General features: G+C 40.8%; 15 protein-coding genes and 1 rRNA gene. 2 read left to right on the top strand and 14 right to left on the bottom strand.

The window, feature by feature from the left end; genetic code table 11:
* The 4 genes from A3I9_RS0104265 to A3I9_RS0104250 all read right to left on the bottom strand — a co-directional run.
* Positions 1-138: ribosomal RNA gene (locus A3I9_RS0104265) — 16S ribosomal RNA — on the bottom strand; the annotation flags it as partial.
* Positions 139-585: 447 nt separating this feature from the next.
* Positions 586-1,128, bottom strand: coding sequence for a ribosome hibernation-promoting factor, HPF/YfiA family (hpf, locus tag A3I9_RS0104260; protein WP_018377820.1), 543 nt, complete (start codon positions 1,126-1,128; stop codon positions 586-588).
* Positions 1,129-1,204: 76 nt separating this feature from the next.
* Complete coding sequence (locus tag A3I9_RS0104255; protein ID WP_026217323.1) at positions 1,205-1,876, bottom strand: ComF family protein; 672 nt, start codon at positions 1,874-1,876, stop codon at positions 1,205-1,207.
* Positions 1,869-3,158 carry an ATP-dependent helicase ComFA gene (locus A3I9_RS0104250; protein WP_018377818.1) on the bottom strand — a complete coding sequence of 430 codons (1,290 nt, stop codon included), beginning with the start codon at positions 3,156-3,158 and terminating at the stop codon, positions 1,869-1,871. Before A3I9_RS0104250 ends, A3I9_RS0104255 begins: the two co-directional genes overlap by 8 nt.
* 58 nt (positions 3,159-3,216) lie before the next feature.
* Between A3I9_RS0104250 and A3I9_RS0104245 the strand changes: the two genes are divergently transcribed.
* Positions 3,217-3,849 (top strand): YigZ family protein, encoded by a 633-nt coding sequence (locus A3I9_RS0104245; RefSeq protein ID WP_018377817.1) that lies wholly within the window; start codon positions 3,217-3,219, stop codon positions 3,847-3,849.
* 89 nt (positions 3,850-3,938) lie between these two features.
* Positions 3,939-4,862: a cysteine synthase A gene (gene cysK, locus A3I9_RS0104240; RefSeq protein WP_018377816.1), complete on the top strand. Its 924-nt coding sequence runs from the start codon at positions 3,939-3,941 to the stop codon at positions 4,860-4,862.
* A 32-nt stretch (positions 4,863-4,894) separates the two neighbouring features.
* On the opposite strand, the gene A3I9_RS0104235 is transcribed toward cysK, so the two are convergent.
* The 10 genes from A3I9_RS0104235 to A3I9_RS0104190 all read right to left on the bottom strand — a co-directional run bounded on the left by A3I9_RS0104235 (position 4,895) and on the right by A3I9_RS0104190 (position 16,636).
* Positions 4,895-5,263 (bottom strand): S1 RNA-binding domain-containing protein, encoded by a 369-nt coding sequence (locus A3I9_RS0104235; RefSeq protein WP_018377815.1) that lies wholly within the window; start codon positions 5,261-5,263, stop codon positions 4,895-4,897.
* 1 nt (position 5,264) lies between these two features.
* Positions 5,265-6,665 carry a Cof-type HAD-IIB family hydrolase gene (locus A3I9_RS13800; RefSeq protein WP_018377814.1) on the bottom strand — a complete coding sequence of 467 codons (1,401 nt, stop codon included), beginning with the start codon at positions 6,663-6,665 and terminating at the stop codon, positions 5,265-5,267.
* A 40-nt stretch (positions 6,666-6,705) separates the two neighbouring features.
* Entirely contained in the window at positions 6,706-7,347 is a 642-nt protein-coding gene (locus A3I9_RS0104225; RefSeq protein ID WP_026217322.1) for a response regulator transcription factor, read from the bottom strand.
* Entirely contained in the window at positions 7,319-8,335 is a 1,017-nt protein-coding gene (locus tag A3I9_RS0104220; RefSeq protein WP_026217321.1) for an envelope stress sensor histidine kinase LiaS, read from the bottom strand. Before A3I9_RS0104220 ends, A3I9_RS0104225 begins: the two co-directional genes overlap by 29 nt.
* A complete protein-coding gene (gene liaF / locus A3I9_RS0104215) occupies positions 8,335-9,030 on the bottom strand; it encodes a cell wall-active antibiotics response protein LiaF (protein ID WP_018377811.1) in 696 nt (231 codons plus the stop codon). Before liaF ends, A3I9_RS0104220 begins: the two co-directional genes overlap by 1 nt.
* Positions 9,031-9,127: 97 nt before the next feature.
* Positions 9,128-11,089 (bottom strand): Stk1 family PASTA domain-containing Ser/Thr kinase, encoded by a 1,962-nt coding sequence (gene pknB / locus A3I9_RS0104210; RefSeq protein ID WP_018377810.1) that lies wholly within the window; start codon positions 11,087-11,089, stop codon positions 9,128-9,130.
* A 3-nt stretch (positions 11,090-11,092) separates the two neighbouring features.
* A complete protein-coding gene (locus tag A3I9_RS0104205) occupies positions 11,093-11,827 on the bottom strand; it encodes a Stp1/IreP family PP2C-type Ser/Thr phosphatase (protein ID WP_018377809.1) in 735 nt (244 codons plus the stop codon).
* Positions 11,828-11,865: 38 nt separating this feature from the next.
* A complete protein-coding gene (rsmB, locus tag A3I9_RS0104200; protein WP_018377808.1) occupies positions 11,866-13,179 on the bottom strand; it encodes a 16S rRNA (cytosine(967)-C(5))-methyltransferase RsmB in 1,314 nt (437 codons plus the stop codon).
* Positions 13,169-14,104, bottom strand: coding sequence for a methionyl-tRNA formyltransferase (fmt, locus tag A3I9_RS0104195; RefSeq protein WP_026217320.1), 936 nt, complete (start codon positions 14,102-14,104; stop codon positions 13,169-13,171). Before fmt ends, rsmB begins: the two co-directional genes overlap by 11 nt.
* Positions 14,105-14,257: 153 nt before the next feature.
* Positions 14,258-16,636, bottom strand: a complete 2,379-nt coding sequence (locus A3I9_RS0104190; protein WP_018377806.1) for a primosomal protein N' — start codon at positions 16,634-16,636, stop codon at positions 14,258-14,260.
* Positions 16,637-16,700 lie beyond the last annotated feature (64 nt).

Below are 16,700 nucleotides of genomic sequence, written 5' to 3'. Positions count from 1 at the left end.
GTTACCTACGCGTTACTCACCCGTTCGCGACTCAGTCAATTCGGTGGAGCAAGCTCCGGTGAATTAACTGCGTTCCACTTGCATGTATTAGGCACGCCGCCAGCGTTCGTCCTGAGCCAGGATCAAACTCTCATTTAAAATAATTGTTTGTCCGGCTAAGCACTCTGGCTTATCCGTTTATTGTTTTTTTTGTTCATTGACGATTTATATTCCTATAAATCACCCTGCACGTTTGGTTCGTCTTCTTTAATTTTCAAAGGTCTTGTTCGGATTATTATTTTATCAGATTTCATCGACGTCGTCAACTACTTTTTTGATTTTTTTGTAACCCGTTGTCTCATTCGACAACTTTTACAGTTTAACATCTTTCTGTTTTGTTGTCAACAGTTTTTTTGAATTTTTTTTAAAAATTCTTTTCGATGTTTTTGTGTTGTCTATGTTTCTCACCAGACAACTGTAATAGTTTATCAAACTTATTTTGAGTTGTCAACAACTTTTTCTTATTTTTTTCATTATTTTTTCACCACAAACAAATAAGACCCCAATTTCTTCCAGGGTCTTATTTGTTTCATACTGTTTTATCCTTTATTGACGAACTTCTAATAGACCTAAATCGCCTTCTTCACGTTTGTAAAGAACATTTGTTGTTCCATCTTTTGCATCGGTATAAATAAAGAAATCATGACCGAGTAATTCTAATTGTAAGACTGCTTCTTCAAGATCCATTGGTTTCAAATCTACTTGTTTTGTGCGAACTACTTTTACTTCTTCTTCTGTTTCTTCAACTAGTTCTTCAGTAAAGATTTGGCTAGTTGGAACTTTTTGGCGATTTTTCTTTTCAATCTTTGTCTTGTTGCGACGGATTTGACGCTCAATCTTATCTACCACTAAGTCAATTGATCCGTACATATCTTGCGAAACATCTTCTGCACGTAGCGTAATGGAACCGAGTGGAATAGTTACTTCCACTTTTGCAGTTTTTTCGCGATAAACCTTGAGATTTACTTTGGCATTTAACTCTTGATCTGCATTAAAATATTTTTCAATTTTTGCTACTTTTTCTTCAACATATGAACGGAGAGCATCTGTTACTTCGAGATTTTCTCCACGAATACTAAATTTAATCATATAAGTACCTCTTTCTTGGCTTTCGCCTTTGTTCACTCTTATTATATCATTTCAAGAATATTTTGCAAGCGTTTTCTCACCTTGCTAGTGAAAAAGTTTTGACAATTTTCTCGTCGTTTTTCACAAATAGTTCTCTAGCAAGCTTCAATGTTGCCCCTGTTGTATAAATATCATCAACTAATAAAATTTTGTCTCGAATTTTCTCCCCTTCATCAATATAAAATGATTGTTTTGTTGCAAGACGTTCTTGCCTTGTTTTTTCTGATTGTTTTTCCGAATGTTCTTTTTTCAATATACTTTTATAAGGAACTCCAGCTCCTTCCAATAGTCCAATTACCTGATTAAATCCTCGGTCTTTATACCGTTTATCACTGAGTGGAATAGGAACGATGGTGTAATCTGGCCATTTTTTTAAAGCTTTGCGTAGTTCTGTTGCAAATACCATTCTCAAGTAATAGTCTCCATGAAATTTATAGCGGCTAATATACTCCATCATCTGTTGATTGTAGCTATATAAGGAATGATGGTCTACGATATACCCCTCTTTTTCCCATCTCAAGCAGTCCTTACAGATTTTTTCTGTTCCTCTTTTGCAGCATCTTTGGCAGCTTTTCTCACTGTTGCTTACCTTTTCAAATTTTGTCATGCATTCTGTACAGATTGTATTGGTTTTATTCTTCAAAAAAATCAAGTCTGTGAAACTTCTTCGTTTGTTTACATTTTCTTGACAAAGCATGCATTTATCCAAATCCTGCCTCCTGATTCATTCTTTTAATTTCTTTAATGGCTTTTTCAATCGATCGTGTCGTACCCTCAGAATAAAATATCAATTCGCCTGTTGGCCGCTTCATGCTTCTACCAACTCTTCCAGCAATCTGCACCAGTGAGGAAGAAGTGAATAGAAAGTGATGCGCTTCAACTACCATTACGTCCACACACGGAAAAGTGACTCCTCGTTCTAAAATAGTAGTGGATATTAAAATTGTGATTTCCCCTTCTCTAAAACCACAAATCAGTTCGTGACGGTCTCTTGTCTGGCTGGAAACAAAGGCAATTTTTTCTTCTGAAAAGATTTTTTGCATCACATTAGCCAATTGTTCTCCCATCTCGATTTCTGGAGCAAAAAGCAGCAAAGGATACTGGGTCTTGCGTTGCTTGGCAATTTGGTTTTTTAGCTTGCTCGGAAGCTTCTGTTGCTTTAGTTTACTGGCCAATTTACTGAGCCAAACCTTTTTCGGTACAACCAAGGGATTTCCATGAAACCGACGAGGCAGACTTAGACGTTGCAATTCTCTACGTTTGACTTTTTTATCTAGTGCATCTGTAGAGGTAGCCGTCAGAAACAGAGTTAGCCCATCTGATTTGACAGACTGTGCAACTGCACGATAAAGCATTGGATTATCTACATATGGAAAGGCATCCACTTCATCAATAATCAAAAGGTCGAACGCTTGATAAAACTTTAGGAGTTGGTGAGTCGTTGCCACTACAAGAGGTGTACGAAAATACGGCTCTGATTCACCGTGCAAAAGTGCAACCGCGCATGTAAAATCACTAGACAAACGTTTCTGTAGTTCGATACAGACATCCACTCGCGGGCTGGCAATACAGACAGCACCGCCCTTGTCAATAACTTTCGCGACAGCTCTATACATCATTTCTGTTTTACCTGCTCCTGTCACCGCATGCACGAGGCTGCTTGTCTTATTGTCAACAGCTTGACACAGTCCGTCAGAAATCTGCGCCTGCCACTCTGTCAGTTTCCCCTCCCATCTTAACGAACATTGAGAAGGAAAACTTTTCTGAGGGAAATAATAGAGGGATTCGTCTGATCGGACTCGTCCCAGCAACAGACACTCTCTGCAATAATAGGCACCATTGGGTAGGCGATTTTCTTCTAAAAATGGGGTTGCACAACGTGGGCAGGTATTATCAGATGTTGAAGGGAATTCTTTTGCCTGTTTTCGCTCTTCTTTGGACAATTGGTATTTAGTAAATAATCTTCCGTAATAGTCTTGTAAATCTTTCATCACTTATTTAATTCGCAGAAAACTTGCTATCTGAGTTGAAAATTAGTAAAATCATGCTATGAAAGAATTTAAGACGATTAAAAAAGATGGCCTTGTAGAAGAAGAAATTAAAAAATCGCGTTTTATTTGCCACGTAAAGCGAGTTAAAACTGAAGAAGAAGCACGTGAGTTTATCACCAGGATTAAAAAAGAGCATTATAAAGCAAATCACAACTGCTCTTGCTTTATTATAGGAGAAAACTCAGACATTAAACGTTCCTCTGATGATGGGGAACCGTCTGGTACAGCTGGCGTTCCTATGTTGACAGTGTTGGAAAATAATGAATTGACCAATGTTGTTGCGGTCGTCACTCGCTATTTCGGTGGTGTCAAATTAGGAGCTGGAGGTTTGATACGTGCTTATACAGAAGCCGTTGCTAAGGCCATCCGTGAAATTGGGCAAGTTATTGTCAAAGAACAAGTGGGGATTACAGTCACTATGTCCTATGCCCAATACCAAGAATTTGCAAACTGGCGTGGAAACCATCAATTAGAAGAATTTGAACCACAATTTTTAACAGAAGTAGAAGCAACAGTCTATTCTGACAGAGATAAAGTCAACGAGTTACTGGCAGACCTAGAAGAATTTTACAGAGGCAAAGTCTCAACCAGAAAAACAGAATCTAGGATTGTTGAATTGGATTTGCATTAAAAAAGCCTATCACACCGATAGGTTTTTTATATTTTACAAAGGAGGGGCTATCAGAGTATACTGGTACCATTAGAAAATGGAGGTGCCAAATGGCTATTTATAAGAATATTACTGAATTAGTAGGAAAAACACCCATTGTTAAATTAAATAATATTGTCCCTGAAGGAGCTGCGGACGTCTATGTAAAACTAGAAGCTTTCAATCCAGGTTCATCTGTAAAGGACCGGATTGCTCTTGCAATGATTGAAGCTGCAGAAGCTGCTGGAACAATAAAACCTGGCGATACAATTGTTGAACCAACCAGTGGAAATACCGGGATTGGTTTAGCTTGGGTTGGAAGCGCAAAAGGATACAAGGTCATTATTGTAATGCCTGAGACAATGTCTATTGAACGTCGCAAAATCATTCAAGCATACGGTGCTGAATTAGTATTGACTCCTGGCTCTGAAGGGATGAAGGGAGCGATTGCTAAGGCTCAAGAAATTGCAGAAGAAAAAGGAGGGTGGGTGCCACTTCAATTTAACAACCCCGCCAACCCTGCCATCCACGAGGCGACTACTGGTGTTGAAATCATAGAAGCCTTCGGGGAAACTGGTCTGGATGCCTTTGTATCTGGTGTTGGGACAGGAGGTACTATTTCAGGTGTGTCTCATGCCCTAAAAAAAGCCAATCCAAATGTAAAAATTTACGCTGTAGAAGCGGATGAATCTGCCATTCTTTCTGGTGAAAAACCTGGTCCACATAAAATCCAAGGAATCTCAGCAGGATTTATCCCTGAAACATTGGATACAGAAGCTTACGATGGAATCGTTCGTGTAACCAGTGACAGCGCTATTTTAACAGGACGTAGTGTTGGTGCTAAAGAAGGATTCCTTGTAGGTATTTCATCTGGTGCAGCAATTCATGCAGCTATTGAAGTTGCTAAAGAATTAGGCACCGGAAAAAAAGTATTGGCTATTTTACCTGATAACGGAGAACGTTACCTTTCAACAGCCTTGTATGATTTTGAATAAGAATAAGAAGAAGAAAAGAGAGCTATTGCAAATTAGCTCTCTTTTTGACGTTCTTGTAGAAATTCTTTGGATTCTTTTATCCAAACTGGTAATTGTTTCCCTAGGGGAGCAAATCCAAATTTATGACGGTCACTAGTAAAGCGATGGCGTCTTGGCAAAGTTTGTTTTTCCTCTTCAAGCGTCCGAAGTGACAGACTGATTTTTCCTGTATACTCATCCAAATCTACAATCTGAACCGCTACCTGTTCTCCAATTTTTAGCGTATCATGGATGTTTTCAACATAGCCCGTTTTAATTTCTGAAATATGAATGAGCCCTGTTGTTCCATTTTCCAAGTCGATAAAGGCGCCATAAGGTTGAATCCCTGTAATCGTTCCTTGTAACTTATCTCCAATTTTCATTCTAATCCTCAATTGTAATAGTTTCAATGATAACATCTTCTACTGGCTTATCTTGAAAACCTGTTTCAACAGTTGCAATAGCATCCAAAACATCATAGGAAGAATCGTCCATTAATTGACCAAAGACTGTATGGCGTTGATCCAAATGAGGGGTCCCACCATTTTCTGAATAGTAGGCTGCAATCGGTGCTGGCCAGCCACCACGTTCCAATTCTTTGGCTGCATAAGGCAGGTTAGTATTTTGCACGATAAAGAATTGGCTACCGTTTGTATTTGGACCAGCGTTTGCCATTGATAGCGCGCCACGAATATTGAACACTTCCATTGAAAACTCATCTTCAAAACGGTCTCCATAAATAGAGCTTCCACCCATACCAGTACCTGTTGGGTCGCCACCTTGAATCATAAAATCTTTGATAATTCGATGGAAAATAACGCCATCGTAGTAGCCATCTTTTGAAAGAGCTACAAAATTAGCAACTGTTTTAGGCGCTTGCTCTGGAAAGAGTTTGATTTTCAAAGCTCCATGATTTGTCTGAATAGTAGCCACTGGCCCTTCTGTTGCTTCCACATCCAATTGTGGAAAATGTAATTGTTTTTCTACCAAACCTAATTCCTCCAAGGCATATAAGATGCCGTCTTCTTCTACTGTTTTTGTGACAAAGTCTGCTTTTTTCTGTAATTCTGGATCTGAAACTCCCATCGCTACAGCCAATCCTGCATAATCAAACAGTTCCATATCATTTGGACCATCTCCAAACACTAGGATATTTTCAGGTTTTAGACCGAGAGAATCCACCACTTGTGCGACACCAGCTGCTTTTGATGTATCATTTAAAATAATATCTACTGCTTGTTTTTCCCAACGAACTGCTCGTAAATGGCGTTGTAACTCGTCTGATAAGACGAGTTCGGTCCCCTGCGGTTCAAAGCCCCACAATTGATAAATATCATTTTCTTTGAAAAAATCTGGGAGAACTTCCAAACCAGGATAAATAATATCAATCGCATCATTGACATAATCTACTCGTTCAGACAAGGCTGCCTTGCTTGTGCCCATCATACCATATGGATAGCCTTTTGCACGACTCCATTGTACATATTCTGCGACCAATTCTTTAGGAATTGGACGACTATAAATCACATTGCCTTTCTTATCTTCAACATGGCTACCATTGATTGTAGCAAAATAATCTGGCTCAAGAGCCATGATTTCAGGAACAACTCCATAAGTTGCTCGGCCGGACGCAATTCCTGTCTTTATCCCTTTCGCACGCAAGGACTCAAATACATAGCATAAGCTATCTGGCACATAACCCGTATCTTTTGTCCGTAAGGTATCATCGATATCAAAAAAAACTATCTTAATTTTCTTGGCTTTATACTTCGTTTTAGCGTCCATTTTACTCCCCTATTCCTTTTTCAATAGCCCCATTATACCACTATTCATCATCCTGCGCTACCAGACCGTGCTGGAAGGCATAGACGACCGCCTGTGTTCGGTCACTGACTTGTAATTTTGCTAAAATATTCGAAACATGTGTTTTGACAGTTTTGAGTGAGATAAAGGACTCATCAGCAATGCGTTGATTATCATACCCCTTCGCCAACAAGGCTAAGATGTCGCGTTCACGTGCTGTCAAATCTTCATGTAAGGCCGGATGATTCCTGTGGTCAGCGACTTTCTTTTCCACCTCAGTTTCAATTGCCAACTCGCCCTTAGCTACCTTACGAATTGCAGCAACAATTTCATCGGCACTAGAGGTTTTTAGCATATACCCTCTAGCACCCGCTTCTAATACTGGATAAATTTTTTCATTATCTAAATATGAGGTTAAGATAACAATTTTCGCATCTGGCCACTCTTTCAGCAATGCCAGTGTTGCTTCTACTCCTGTCATCTTTGGCATCACCAAATCCATCACAATCACATCTGGTCGAACTTGTAGGGCAAGTTTCAAACCTTCTTCGCCATCGTGGGCTTCCGAGACCACTTCAATATCTTCTTGTAAATTTAAAAAACTCTTTAATCCCAATCTGACCATTTCATGGTCATCAACTAACATTACTCGTAATTTCGTCATCTTCTTGTCCTTTCAATAAGGGGATTCGAATGTCAATAGCCACTCCTTTGTCTGGAGCTGTTCGGATTTTTAACGTTCCTGCCATGTCTTCAACCCGTTCTTGGATATTTTGCAAGCCATAACTGATTTCTTGCTCTTCATTCTGAATAAATCCAACCCCATCATCTGTCATTTTCAATTGTAATTCAGTCTCTGTCTGAATTAAATAGACATCTAAATGTTTCGCGTTTGCATGCCGAAGTGTATTACTGATAATCTCTTGAGCAATGCGAAAGAGGTGCTCTTCCACCAATTTCGGCAATATTGTTACCTCATGCTTAAAATGAACTTGTATAGCACTCTTATCGCTGACTTCCTTCAGAATCACCTCAAAACCTTCCACCAAGCTCTTCCCATCCAACTCACTAGGGCGCAAATGTAACAGTAAAATCCGCAAATCCTTTTGTGCAGACTCAATCATCTCTTTGACTGTTAATAATTGACGTTGCAAATTGTCCTGGGAAATCGTCGCTAAACTCCCTGTCAATCCGGATAAAATCATGCTTGTCGCAAATAATTCCTGGCTCACCGTGTCATGTAAATCTCGTGCAATACGCCGCCGTTCACTTTCAACAATTTCTTCTTTTTTCACTAAATCTTGATTATCAATCAATTGTACTTGTCTTGTAAGACTGGTCACCTTATCAGATAACTCCAACAGCAAGGGGTCTTGCTCTGCCGTCCCTCGAATACTTTTATTTTTTAAAATCGTCCGTAGTTGTTGCCTCATACTCTGTGTCGCAACTAAGTTAGTCGTCTGTACCAACACCACTAGGAAAAACGTTAAAATAACAACGAGTAGAATCAGTGTAAAAATGAGTTGCTCTGAAGATGTCCATAACGAAAGATCCAACACTGAATAGTGAAGCAACGGTAAGACTGCAGAGAGCACAACAAAAACAAGTACCAAGGCATACCAAGCTAGAAGAAAAATAGTTCCTTTTTTCATCATACGCGTACCACCTCCACGTCACCAAACAGGCAGTTTACAACTACTTTTACACGTTTATGTGACTCTCTATAACCAGGGCTCGTAATGGATAAATTTTCATTACGTAAATCCCAATAAGATAAACCTAAGAAGTGAACACGTCCGTATAAGCTCGCAGCAGATAGAGATACTTCTACATCAATTGGAACTACAATTTTTGTGCGACCGAATGTTTTTCGAATGACAAGTATGTTGTCACGCCCCACTAAGGCAGCTTCATCCAAATCAATAATATCATTGCCAAAGAGACGGATTAGATTGAGGTCCTCGTATCCATAATGATCAAAAGACTGTTCCTGGTTCCCAAACCACTGGCTTTTTTCCCGTTTTGCTTCCAAAGGCTGTTCATCCAGCAGAACACGCGTGTATTGGCTTTGCTTCTCGTATCGGGCAAAGAAATTTACGAGCATGTACACAGCCGTCAACAACATCCCTAAGATAAAATAAGGATTCAACATAAAAACTAGAAAAATGAGGCTGACTGCACTGACTAGAAAAAAGTCCATCCCCTTTCCGCCTGTAAAGTGACGTGCTAATAATAGTAATACAGCAAATAATAGAATAGCACGCGCCCCCTCATTCGAGAGCACGTCAAAAAAAGCTAAAACCATTAATAACGTTTCTATTAAAATAAAAAACTGTATTTTTCTCATACTTGTATCCTTTCCTACCTATTGTACCAAAATTCAAGACAATTGCCTCCTTCTAAGGTAGGAAAAAGAAGCCCTTAAGGACTCCTTTTCGTTGTATTTATGGATTTGATCCAACAGTTGTTGTGGAACTAGTTGTTGCAGGTACACTGCTTGACGGCGAACTCTTCGAAGCAACAGTGACATAAAGTGTAACCGTTCCTTCAATTTTCTGTCCAGCTGCGGGGTACTGACTAACCACTAAATCTGCGGTAGGTGCAGGAGAATTCGTATCCTCTACTTTTTCAATCTTAGATACAGATACCCCTAGTGCTTGGAGCTGTCTTCTAGCTTCTGCATAACTAAGTTGCATGCTTCCAAAGTCAGGCATCACAATTGCAGCTCCCTTAGAAACCACTACATTGATCGTTGCACCTTTCGCTACTTCTACATTGGTAGCAGGATCTGTTGAAATGACTAAGCCTGCTGCTACGTCTTCACTATATTCTTCTGATGTGGTACCAACCTTAAATCCTGCAGATTCTAAGGCTGATTTTGCTGCATCAGCTTTCATACCGACTACATTTGGAACTTTTACAGTTTCAATACCTTTAGACACTACAAGATTAATCTTACTTCCTTTTACCTTAGAAGCATTTGCAGCAGGGTCTGTCGAAATCACGAAACCTGCCTCTATCTCTTCACTACTTTCTTCGGTCACTGCTCCAACTACAAAGCCTGCAGATTCTATAAGTGACTTCGCCTCATCTAATTCTTTTTTCGTCACATCGGGTACAAGAGCCACTTCCTTCATTGCCAAAACAATATTTACCTTACTGCCCTCACGCTTTGAAGTATTAGCTGCTGGGTCCGTACGTAGCACCGTTCCTTCTTTGACATCTGACGATGCTTCTTCAGTCACTGTTCCAACTACCAACCCTGCTGTTTCGATTTGTTCAGATGCAACTTCCAGTGTTTTTCCTTGCACATCAGGTACGATTACTGTATCTGGAGTATTGAGGAACATAGCTATAACCGCCGCAATCACTAGAAAAATTGCACCGATTAGAACCTTGTAGCGCGTTCTCATTTTGCGTTTCACCTTTGGTACCTTTGTAGGCGTTGGTGCTGGCTCAGATTTCGGCTCATCTTTTACAAGTGGTCGTTTGACTTCTACCGTTGCCTGTGACAGTTTCGGCAAGGTTTTTGTATCCACCTTGTTGTCTGCCAATTGCACGCGTTTTTCATTCCGACGATTTACAGACAAGGAAGAAGACAAATCTGCATACATTTCAGCTACTGTCTTGTAGCGTTCTGTTAACTTCTTAGCTGTTGCTTTTAAGACAATATTTTCAAGTGCTTGAGGGACCTGCGGATTGGATTCGCGGACTGATGGCAGTGGTTTTTGAAAATGCTGTAAAGCAATCGTCACAGCACTATCTCCATCGTAAGGAATTCGTCCCGTCAGCATCTCAAACAGAATAATCCCCATTGCATAGATATCACTCTGAACCGTAGCTTTTGATCCACGTGCTTGCTCTGGTGATAAATAATGAACGGAACCCAACATCGAATTTGTCTGAGTCAGACTCGTTTCCGCAAAGGCTACCGCAATCCCGAAGTCTGTTACCTTGGCTGTGCCATCTTTTGTCAGCAGCACATTCTGGGGTTTTAAATCACGATGGACAATCCCACGGGTATGTGCCATGCGCATAGCAAGAAGTATCTGACCCATAATACGGACAGCTTCCTGATTCGATAGCGGAGCATTTTCTTTGATATAGCGTTTTAAGTCAAGACCGTCCACAAACTCCATTGCTAGATATTGTTGACCATCTTCTTCGCCGATATCAGAAATACGGACAATATTGGGATGATCCAGCTCTGCCATCGCCCGCGCTTCCCGTTGGAAACGTTGGACTGCAATTTGATCCGTCTGGTAATTGGTTCGCAGTACCTTGACCGCTACTTCCTCACCATCCAAAATCAAATCTCGAGCCAGATAGACATCCGCCATTCCGCCACGGCCAATCTGACGAACGACCCGATAGCGCCCTGCAAATATCTTTCCGATTTGAATCATGGATTAGCCCTCCTCTGGCACATGAAGAAGAGCTACCGTAATATTATCTGTTCCACCAGCATTATTTGCAAAACGAATCAAGGTCTCGGCCTTGCTTGCCAGAGGGACGTCGCTCATCATAATATCACGGATATCTTCTTTCGAAACCATGTTGGTCAAACCATCACTATTGATAACGATGTAATCTCCAATTTCTAAAGTTTTCAAAGCAATATCTGCTTCAACCGGATCATGTTGCCCGATAGACTGCGTGATGATATTTTTCTGAGGATGCCGACGTGCTTCCTCCTCTGTGATTTGACCAGCTCGTACCAATGCACCAACCAGTGAATGATCACTCGTCAATTGGCTGTATTCACCATTTCGAACCAAACCAATCCTTGAGTCTCCAATGTGAGCATAGATCATTTGCTGCTCAATGACAACTACTGCTTCAAGAGTAGTTCCCATCCCATTGTATTCCTCGGTCTGACCTAGTTCGTAAATTTTTTGGTTTTCTGCCTCAATCACGTCTACAAACCAACCACGCACATCATTTAATGTATCTAACTGAGTATCCACCCAACTAGTTCCCAAGTCAGTCGCTGTCATTTCACTAGCGATATGACCTGCACGATGTCCCCCCATACCGTCAGCAAGCACAATCAAATCAATACCTGCTCTATTTGTATAGCGGTTCACATAATCTTGGTTGTTAGAACGTTTTTGTCCAACATCAGTTAATAGTGCAATTTCCATATATTCTTATCGCTGACGAATCAGCTTCCTCCTCTAATTTAGGATTTTCTTCTCACTTGACCGATGAAAAATCCATCTGTCATGTATTGCTCTGGTGTAATCAATAGATACCCATCATGAACAATGTCTGTGCATTCATGTGTCAATTCGACCTGCTCAAAATTTGGATGACTTTCCAAGAAACGTTGCAGTACTTCTTGATTTTCCTTGGCCACAATCGTACACGTACTATAGGTTATTATACCACCTTTTTTAACGGTTTGGCAAACGCTGTCCAGTATTGACAATTGAACGTGCTGAAGACTTGTAAAATCTCCAGCTTCCTTGTTGTACTTGATATCCGGTTTCCGCCGTATAAGGCCAATTCCAGAGCAGGGGGCATCCACTAAAATTTTGTCGAAAGAATCTGGTGCAAATGCTTCTGCTACCTGCGTTGCATCTAACTTCCGAGTAATTATTTTTTGGGAAACTCCCAGTCGTTTAGCATTATCTTCAATCAAGGCTAACTTATGGTCGTACAAATCAAGGGCAGTGATATGGCCACTCGTCAGGTAGGAAGCCATATGAGTCGTTTTTCCGCCAGGAGCCGCACAGGCATCTAGTATTTCTTCCCAGCCCTCAATTTTTAATGTAGGGGCAACCAGTTGACTTGTTTCATCTTGAATCGTTACCAATCCTTCTTGAAAGGCAGTGGTCCCAGCAAAATACCCGCTTGATTTCACTAATCCCACAGAAGACAAATGCGACGGCTCCGCTTGAAATGCCTCTGCCAATTTATCTTTTTGTTGAACATCTGTCACACGAACACTGGCCTTATTTCGAGTAAAGAGACTTTGTAAAATCGCTTCTGCACGTTCGTCGCCATATTCTTCAATAAGAGTTTTCACTAGCCAGACAGGAGCAGAATACTGAACAGATAATCGCTTGTTCTTGCGCTTTATAGTTGCTATATCTGGCAAAGGTTTCGCCAATAACGAACGCAAGACTGCATTGACAAATTTATCCGTACCACGACCACGTTTTGCTATTTGTACCGCTTCATGGACAACTGCATGGGCAGGTATTTTATCTAGATAAATTATCTGATAAAGGCTCAGCATCAACAAGAGATAAACCCAACTATCCAATTTATCTCGGTCCTTAATTTCGTGTGCCAAATACCATTCTAACGTAATTTTTCGCGCAACTGTCCCATAGACCAATTCTGTTACTAGATGCTTGTCCGTTTCTGATAAATCTGCAATTTGCAATTCCTTATTGAGAGCAATATTCGAATACGCCCCCTTTTCAAAAACTTCTTGTAAGACTTTCAAGGCAACACTACGTGCCGTATTTTCTTTCTTACTCACCAAATTGATCTCCTACTGCTACATCGCGTCCTGCTCCATTTAGAAAATCAGCGATAGACATTTTGGGTTTGCCAGCTGGTTGAACGGTTTTAAGGGATAGTGCCCCTTGGCTCGTTGCGACAACCAACTCTTTCTTCGTGCGAGCAATGACTTGGCCTACTTGACCAGTTCCTGCCACTTCTACTGCCTCATATATCTTAAACCGCTCCCCTTTCCAAAGAGTGTGAGCAACTGGCCATGGATACATGCCCCGTACTTGATTAAAGAGTTGACGAGCTGATTTGTGCCAATCAAGTCGTTCTTCTTCTGGCTGAATATTGGGAGAGAAAGTAACTTGACTTGTGTCTTGAGCAATTGGCTGTAACTCTCCTGTCAAATAAAGAGGCAGACTTCGTAACAGCAAATCTCGTCCGACTACTGCTAATTTTTCAAAAAGAGTGCCGACATTATCCGATTCTTCGATAACAATACTGTCGCTAGCAATCATGTCACCCGCATCCATTTCCTTTACCATTTCCATGATGGTAACGCCTGCGCGTTCGTCTCCGTTGATGAGAGCATAATGAATGGGCGCTCCACCACGATATTTTGGCAAAAGAGAAGCATGAACATTGACTGCAAAATCCACCGAATCAAGCAACTTGGTTGGTAAAAATTGGCCAAAAGCTGCTGTAACGATCCCATCTGCTCCCAAGGTCAAGAGTTCTGCTAGTTCTTGACTCCCTGTTAATTTTTCTGGCTGATAAATGGGGAACTGATACCTTAAAGCGATCTCTTTGACAGGTGTCATCTGAATGTTTCGTTTCCGTCCTACAGCGCGATCTGGCTGAGTGACGACTGCTAACACCTCATATTTCCCATCTGCTACAATTCCCTCTAAAACAGTCGCTGCAAAAGCTGGGGTTCCCATAAAAATAATTTTCGTCATCATTTCTTCATCCTTATAGCGGTCTAGACAAGAAATAGGGGACAAATACACTATATCAAGCCCAACCACATAGTATTCTATTTATTATACCATGTTTGTTTATAATTACCTTATCATAGCCTCTTTTCAGCAAAAAAGCCGTTAAAAACGACTTTAACTGATATTTTGTGGTTCATTATCAATGATTAAGCGTAAATCTTTTTGTTCTTTAGCCTGTGACCAATCCAAAATAGTATTCAAGGTTGCTTCTAAGCGCTCTTCCTGACGGTATTTGAGCAAAATCTGATAATGATATAAATTATGCGTTCTTGCAATCGGTTTTGGAGTGGGTCCTAAAATCTGAATCTTGTTGGATAATTCCTGTCTTAGAAAAGCCATTATCTCATAAGATTTTTGAATGACAAAATTCTCATTCCCATGTGAGAAAGTCAAGCCTACCGTAAAAGCATAGGGGGGATAAGCTAGCTTACGACGAATGCCCATTTCATATTGATAGAACCCATCATAATCCTGATTTTGTGCGAATTGAATCGCATAATGATTAGGATTATAGGTCTGAATCATTACCTCACCAGGTTTGTCTGCTCGTCCCGCTCGTCCTGCCACCTGCGTCAACAACTGAAAAGTTCGTTCTGAGGAGCGAAAATCTGGCAAATGCAAAGCGGTATCCGCATTAAGAACCCCTACTAAAGTGACATTTGGAAAATCCAAGCCTTTCGCAATCATCTGTGTTCCTAGTAAAATGTCAGCCTCTCCTCGTTCAAATTGTTGCAACAGCGCTTCATGGGCTCCTTTTTTCCGAGTTGTATCGACATCCATCCGCAAAATTCGAGCTTCTGGAATCAGTTGTTGCAACTCTTCTACAGCCTTTTGTGTCCCTGATCCATAATACCGAATAGAAGAACTCGAACAAGTTGGACACACGCGTGGAATCGCTTTTTGAAAGCCACAATAATGACACTGCATCGAGTGAGTATCCATATGCAGGGTTAAAGAAATATCACAATTTGGACACTGATCAACCGTCCCACAATCACGACACATGACAAAAGAAGAATAGCCTCTGCGATTAAGCAAGAGAACCACCTGTTCTTGCTTAGCTAACTTTTCTCTGATTTTTTCTACTAATCTTGGGGTATAATTGCCATTTTCCTGCTGACCAATATAATCTCGAAAATCAACGACCTCAACTCTAGGCAAGAAGGCTGTCGGATTAGCCCTCTGGGTTAATTGCAAGAGAGCATATAAGCCACGACTAGCCCTGGCTCTACTTTCTAAACTCGGTGTCGCAGAACCTAAGACCAAGGCAGCCTGGTGGTATTGCGCGCGCAGTTTTGCGACTTCCCGTGCATGATAGCGGGGATTGCTTTCTTGCTTGTAACTTGCCTCATGTTCCTCATCGATGATAATAGCGCCAATATTCTCTAAAGGTGCAAAGATAGCTGAACGAGCTCCGACGACAACACGCGCCTCTCCCCGTTCAATTTTGCGCCATTCATCGTATTTTTCTCCATCAGAAAGTCCTGAATGCAAAATAGCTACCTTTTGTCCAAAGCGGGAAATAAAACGTCGTGTCACCTGTGGTGTTAAGGAAATTTCTGGCACTAGCATAATGGCTGTTTTGCCCATCTTTAAAACACCATCAATCACTTGAAGATAAACTTCTGTCTTCCCACTTCCTGTTACTCCCTGAAGTAGATAAGTTTGAGACTCGCGACCAACTTGAGATAGAATCTCTCTTTTTGCAATCTCCTGCTCAGGGTTTAAGCATAAAGGTTGGCTTGGCTCAACCCCGTCAAAGAAAGTCTGCAAGCGACTCACTTCACGTTCCCAGATTTCTATTGCACCAGCAGCCTCAAAGAAACGAATGATATCCGTAGAGTAGTCAGCACGCAATACTGCAAGAGGTTCTTCCTCGATTTTAGTACCTAATGCTTCTCGCAAAGCTAGCCGTTTTTTGGCCCGATTGTTGATCTCCATTTTAGCCAATTTTTCATGACAGACACGGTACCATTTTTCTGTCTTTATCTGCTTTTTGTCCTTAGCTAAATATTCTACAGTAATAGTTCCTTTTTGGATCAAGGCAATAGCTTGTTTCTTTTGCTCTTCATTCAAGGTAGAATAAAGAATGCTTTCACCTTGTCCAAATAAGAGATGCCCTTCTGCCGGCAGAGACGCCTCTTTTTTCAAAACTTTATCATACGAAGACTGCAGAAGATTCGGTAACATAGCCTTTAGAATTGAAATTTTATAGGAAAACACTGTCTTACGTATCTGGTCAGCGAGCCACAATTGCTCAACCGTTAGTACAGGAGCAAAATCTAAGACTTCAACTATTGGTTTTAAATCTTCATCTGTCGCCTGATTCTCAGTAGCAACCACTAAACCTTGAATCAAGCGGTTACTCTTACCAAATGGCACATGAACACGCATCCCAACCTGTATCACAGACTCCAAGTCTTTAGGAACGACATAGCTGAAGGGCTTATCCGTCTGAAATAATGGCAGGTCTACAATTACCTGAGCAATCATCCTATCTCCTTTTTTCATATTCATTATTTTTTCATTATACCACGTTCCCATCAGCATATGCTAA

Source organism: Streptococcus ovis DSM 16829, from assembly GCF_000380125.1.
Lineage (GTDB): Bacteria > Bacillota > Bacilli > Lactobacillales > Streptococcaceae > Streptococcus > Streptococcus ovis.
Note: the sequence above shows the minus strand (reverse complement) of the source record. Positions and strands in the feature narration are given on the sequence as shown.

What these genes read in the sequence shown, in the direction of transcription:
- hpf (WP_018377820.1), bottom strand. Translation starts at nt 1,128, where the DNA reads ATGATTAAATTTAGTATTCGTGGAGAAAATCTCGAAGTAACAGATGCT.
- A3I9_RS0104250 (WP_018377818.1), bottom strand. Translation starts at nt 3,158, where the DNA reads ATGAAAGATTTACAAGACTATTACGGAAGATTATTTACTAAATACCAA.
- A3I9_RS0104245 (WP_018377817.1), top strand. Translation starts at nt 3,217, where the DNA reads ATGAAAGAATTTAAGACGATTAAAAAAGATGGCCTTGTAGAAGAAGAA.
- cysK (WP_018377816.1), top strand. Translation starts at nt 3,939, where the DNA reads ATGGCTATTTATAAGAATATTACTGAATTAGTAGGAAAAACACCCATT.
- A3I9_RS0104235 (WP_018377815.1), bottom strand. Translation starts at nt 5,263, where the DNA reads ATGAAAATTGGAGATAAGTTACAAGGAACGATTACAGGGATTCAACCT.
- A3I9_RS13800 (WP_018377814.1), bottom strand. Translation starts at nt 6,665, where the DNA reads ATGGACGCTAAAACGAAGTATAAAGCCAAGAAAATTAAGATAGTTTTT.
- A3I9_RS0104225 (WP_026217322.1), bottom strand. Translation starts at nt 7,347, where the DNA reads ATGACGAAATTACGAGTAATGTTAGTTGATGACCATGAAATGGTCAGA.
- A3I9_RS0104220 (WP_026217321.1), bottom strand. Translation starts at nt 8,335, where the DNA reads ATGAAAAAAGGAACTATTTTTCTTCTAGCTTGGTATGCCTTGGTACTT.
- liaF (WP_018377811.1), bottom strand. Translation starts at nt 9,030, where the DNA reads ATGAGAAAAATACAGTTTTTTATTTTAATAGAAACGTTATTAATGGTT.
- pknB (WP_018377810.1), bottom strand. Translation starts at nt 11,089, where the DNA reads ATGATTCAAATCGGAAAGATATTTGCAGGGCGCTATCGGGTCGTTCGT.
- A3I9_RS0104205 (WP_018377809.1), bottom strand. Translation starts at nt 11,827, where the DNA reads ATGGAAATTGCACTATTAACTGATGTTGGACAAAAACGTTCTAACAAC.
- fmt (WP_026217320.1), bottom strand. Translation starts at nt 14,104, where the DNA reads ATGACGAAAATTATTTTTATGGGAACCCCAGCTTTTGCAGCGACTGTT.
- A3I9_RS0104190 (WP_018377806.1), bottom strand. Translation starts at nt 16,636, where the DNA reads ATGATTGCTCAGGTAATTGTAGACCTGCCATTATTTCAGACGGATAAG.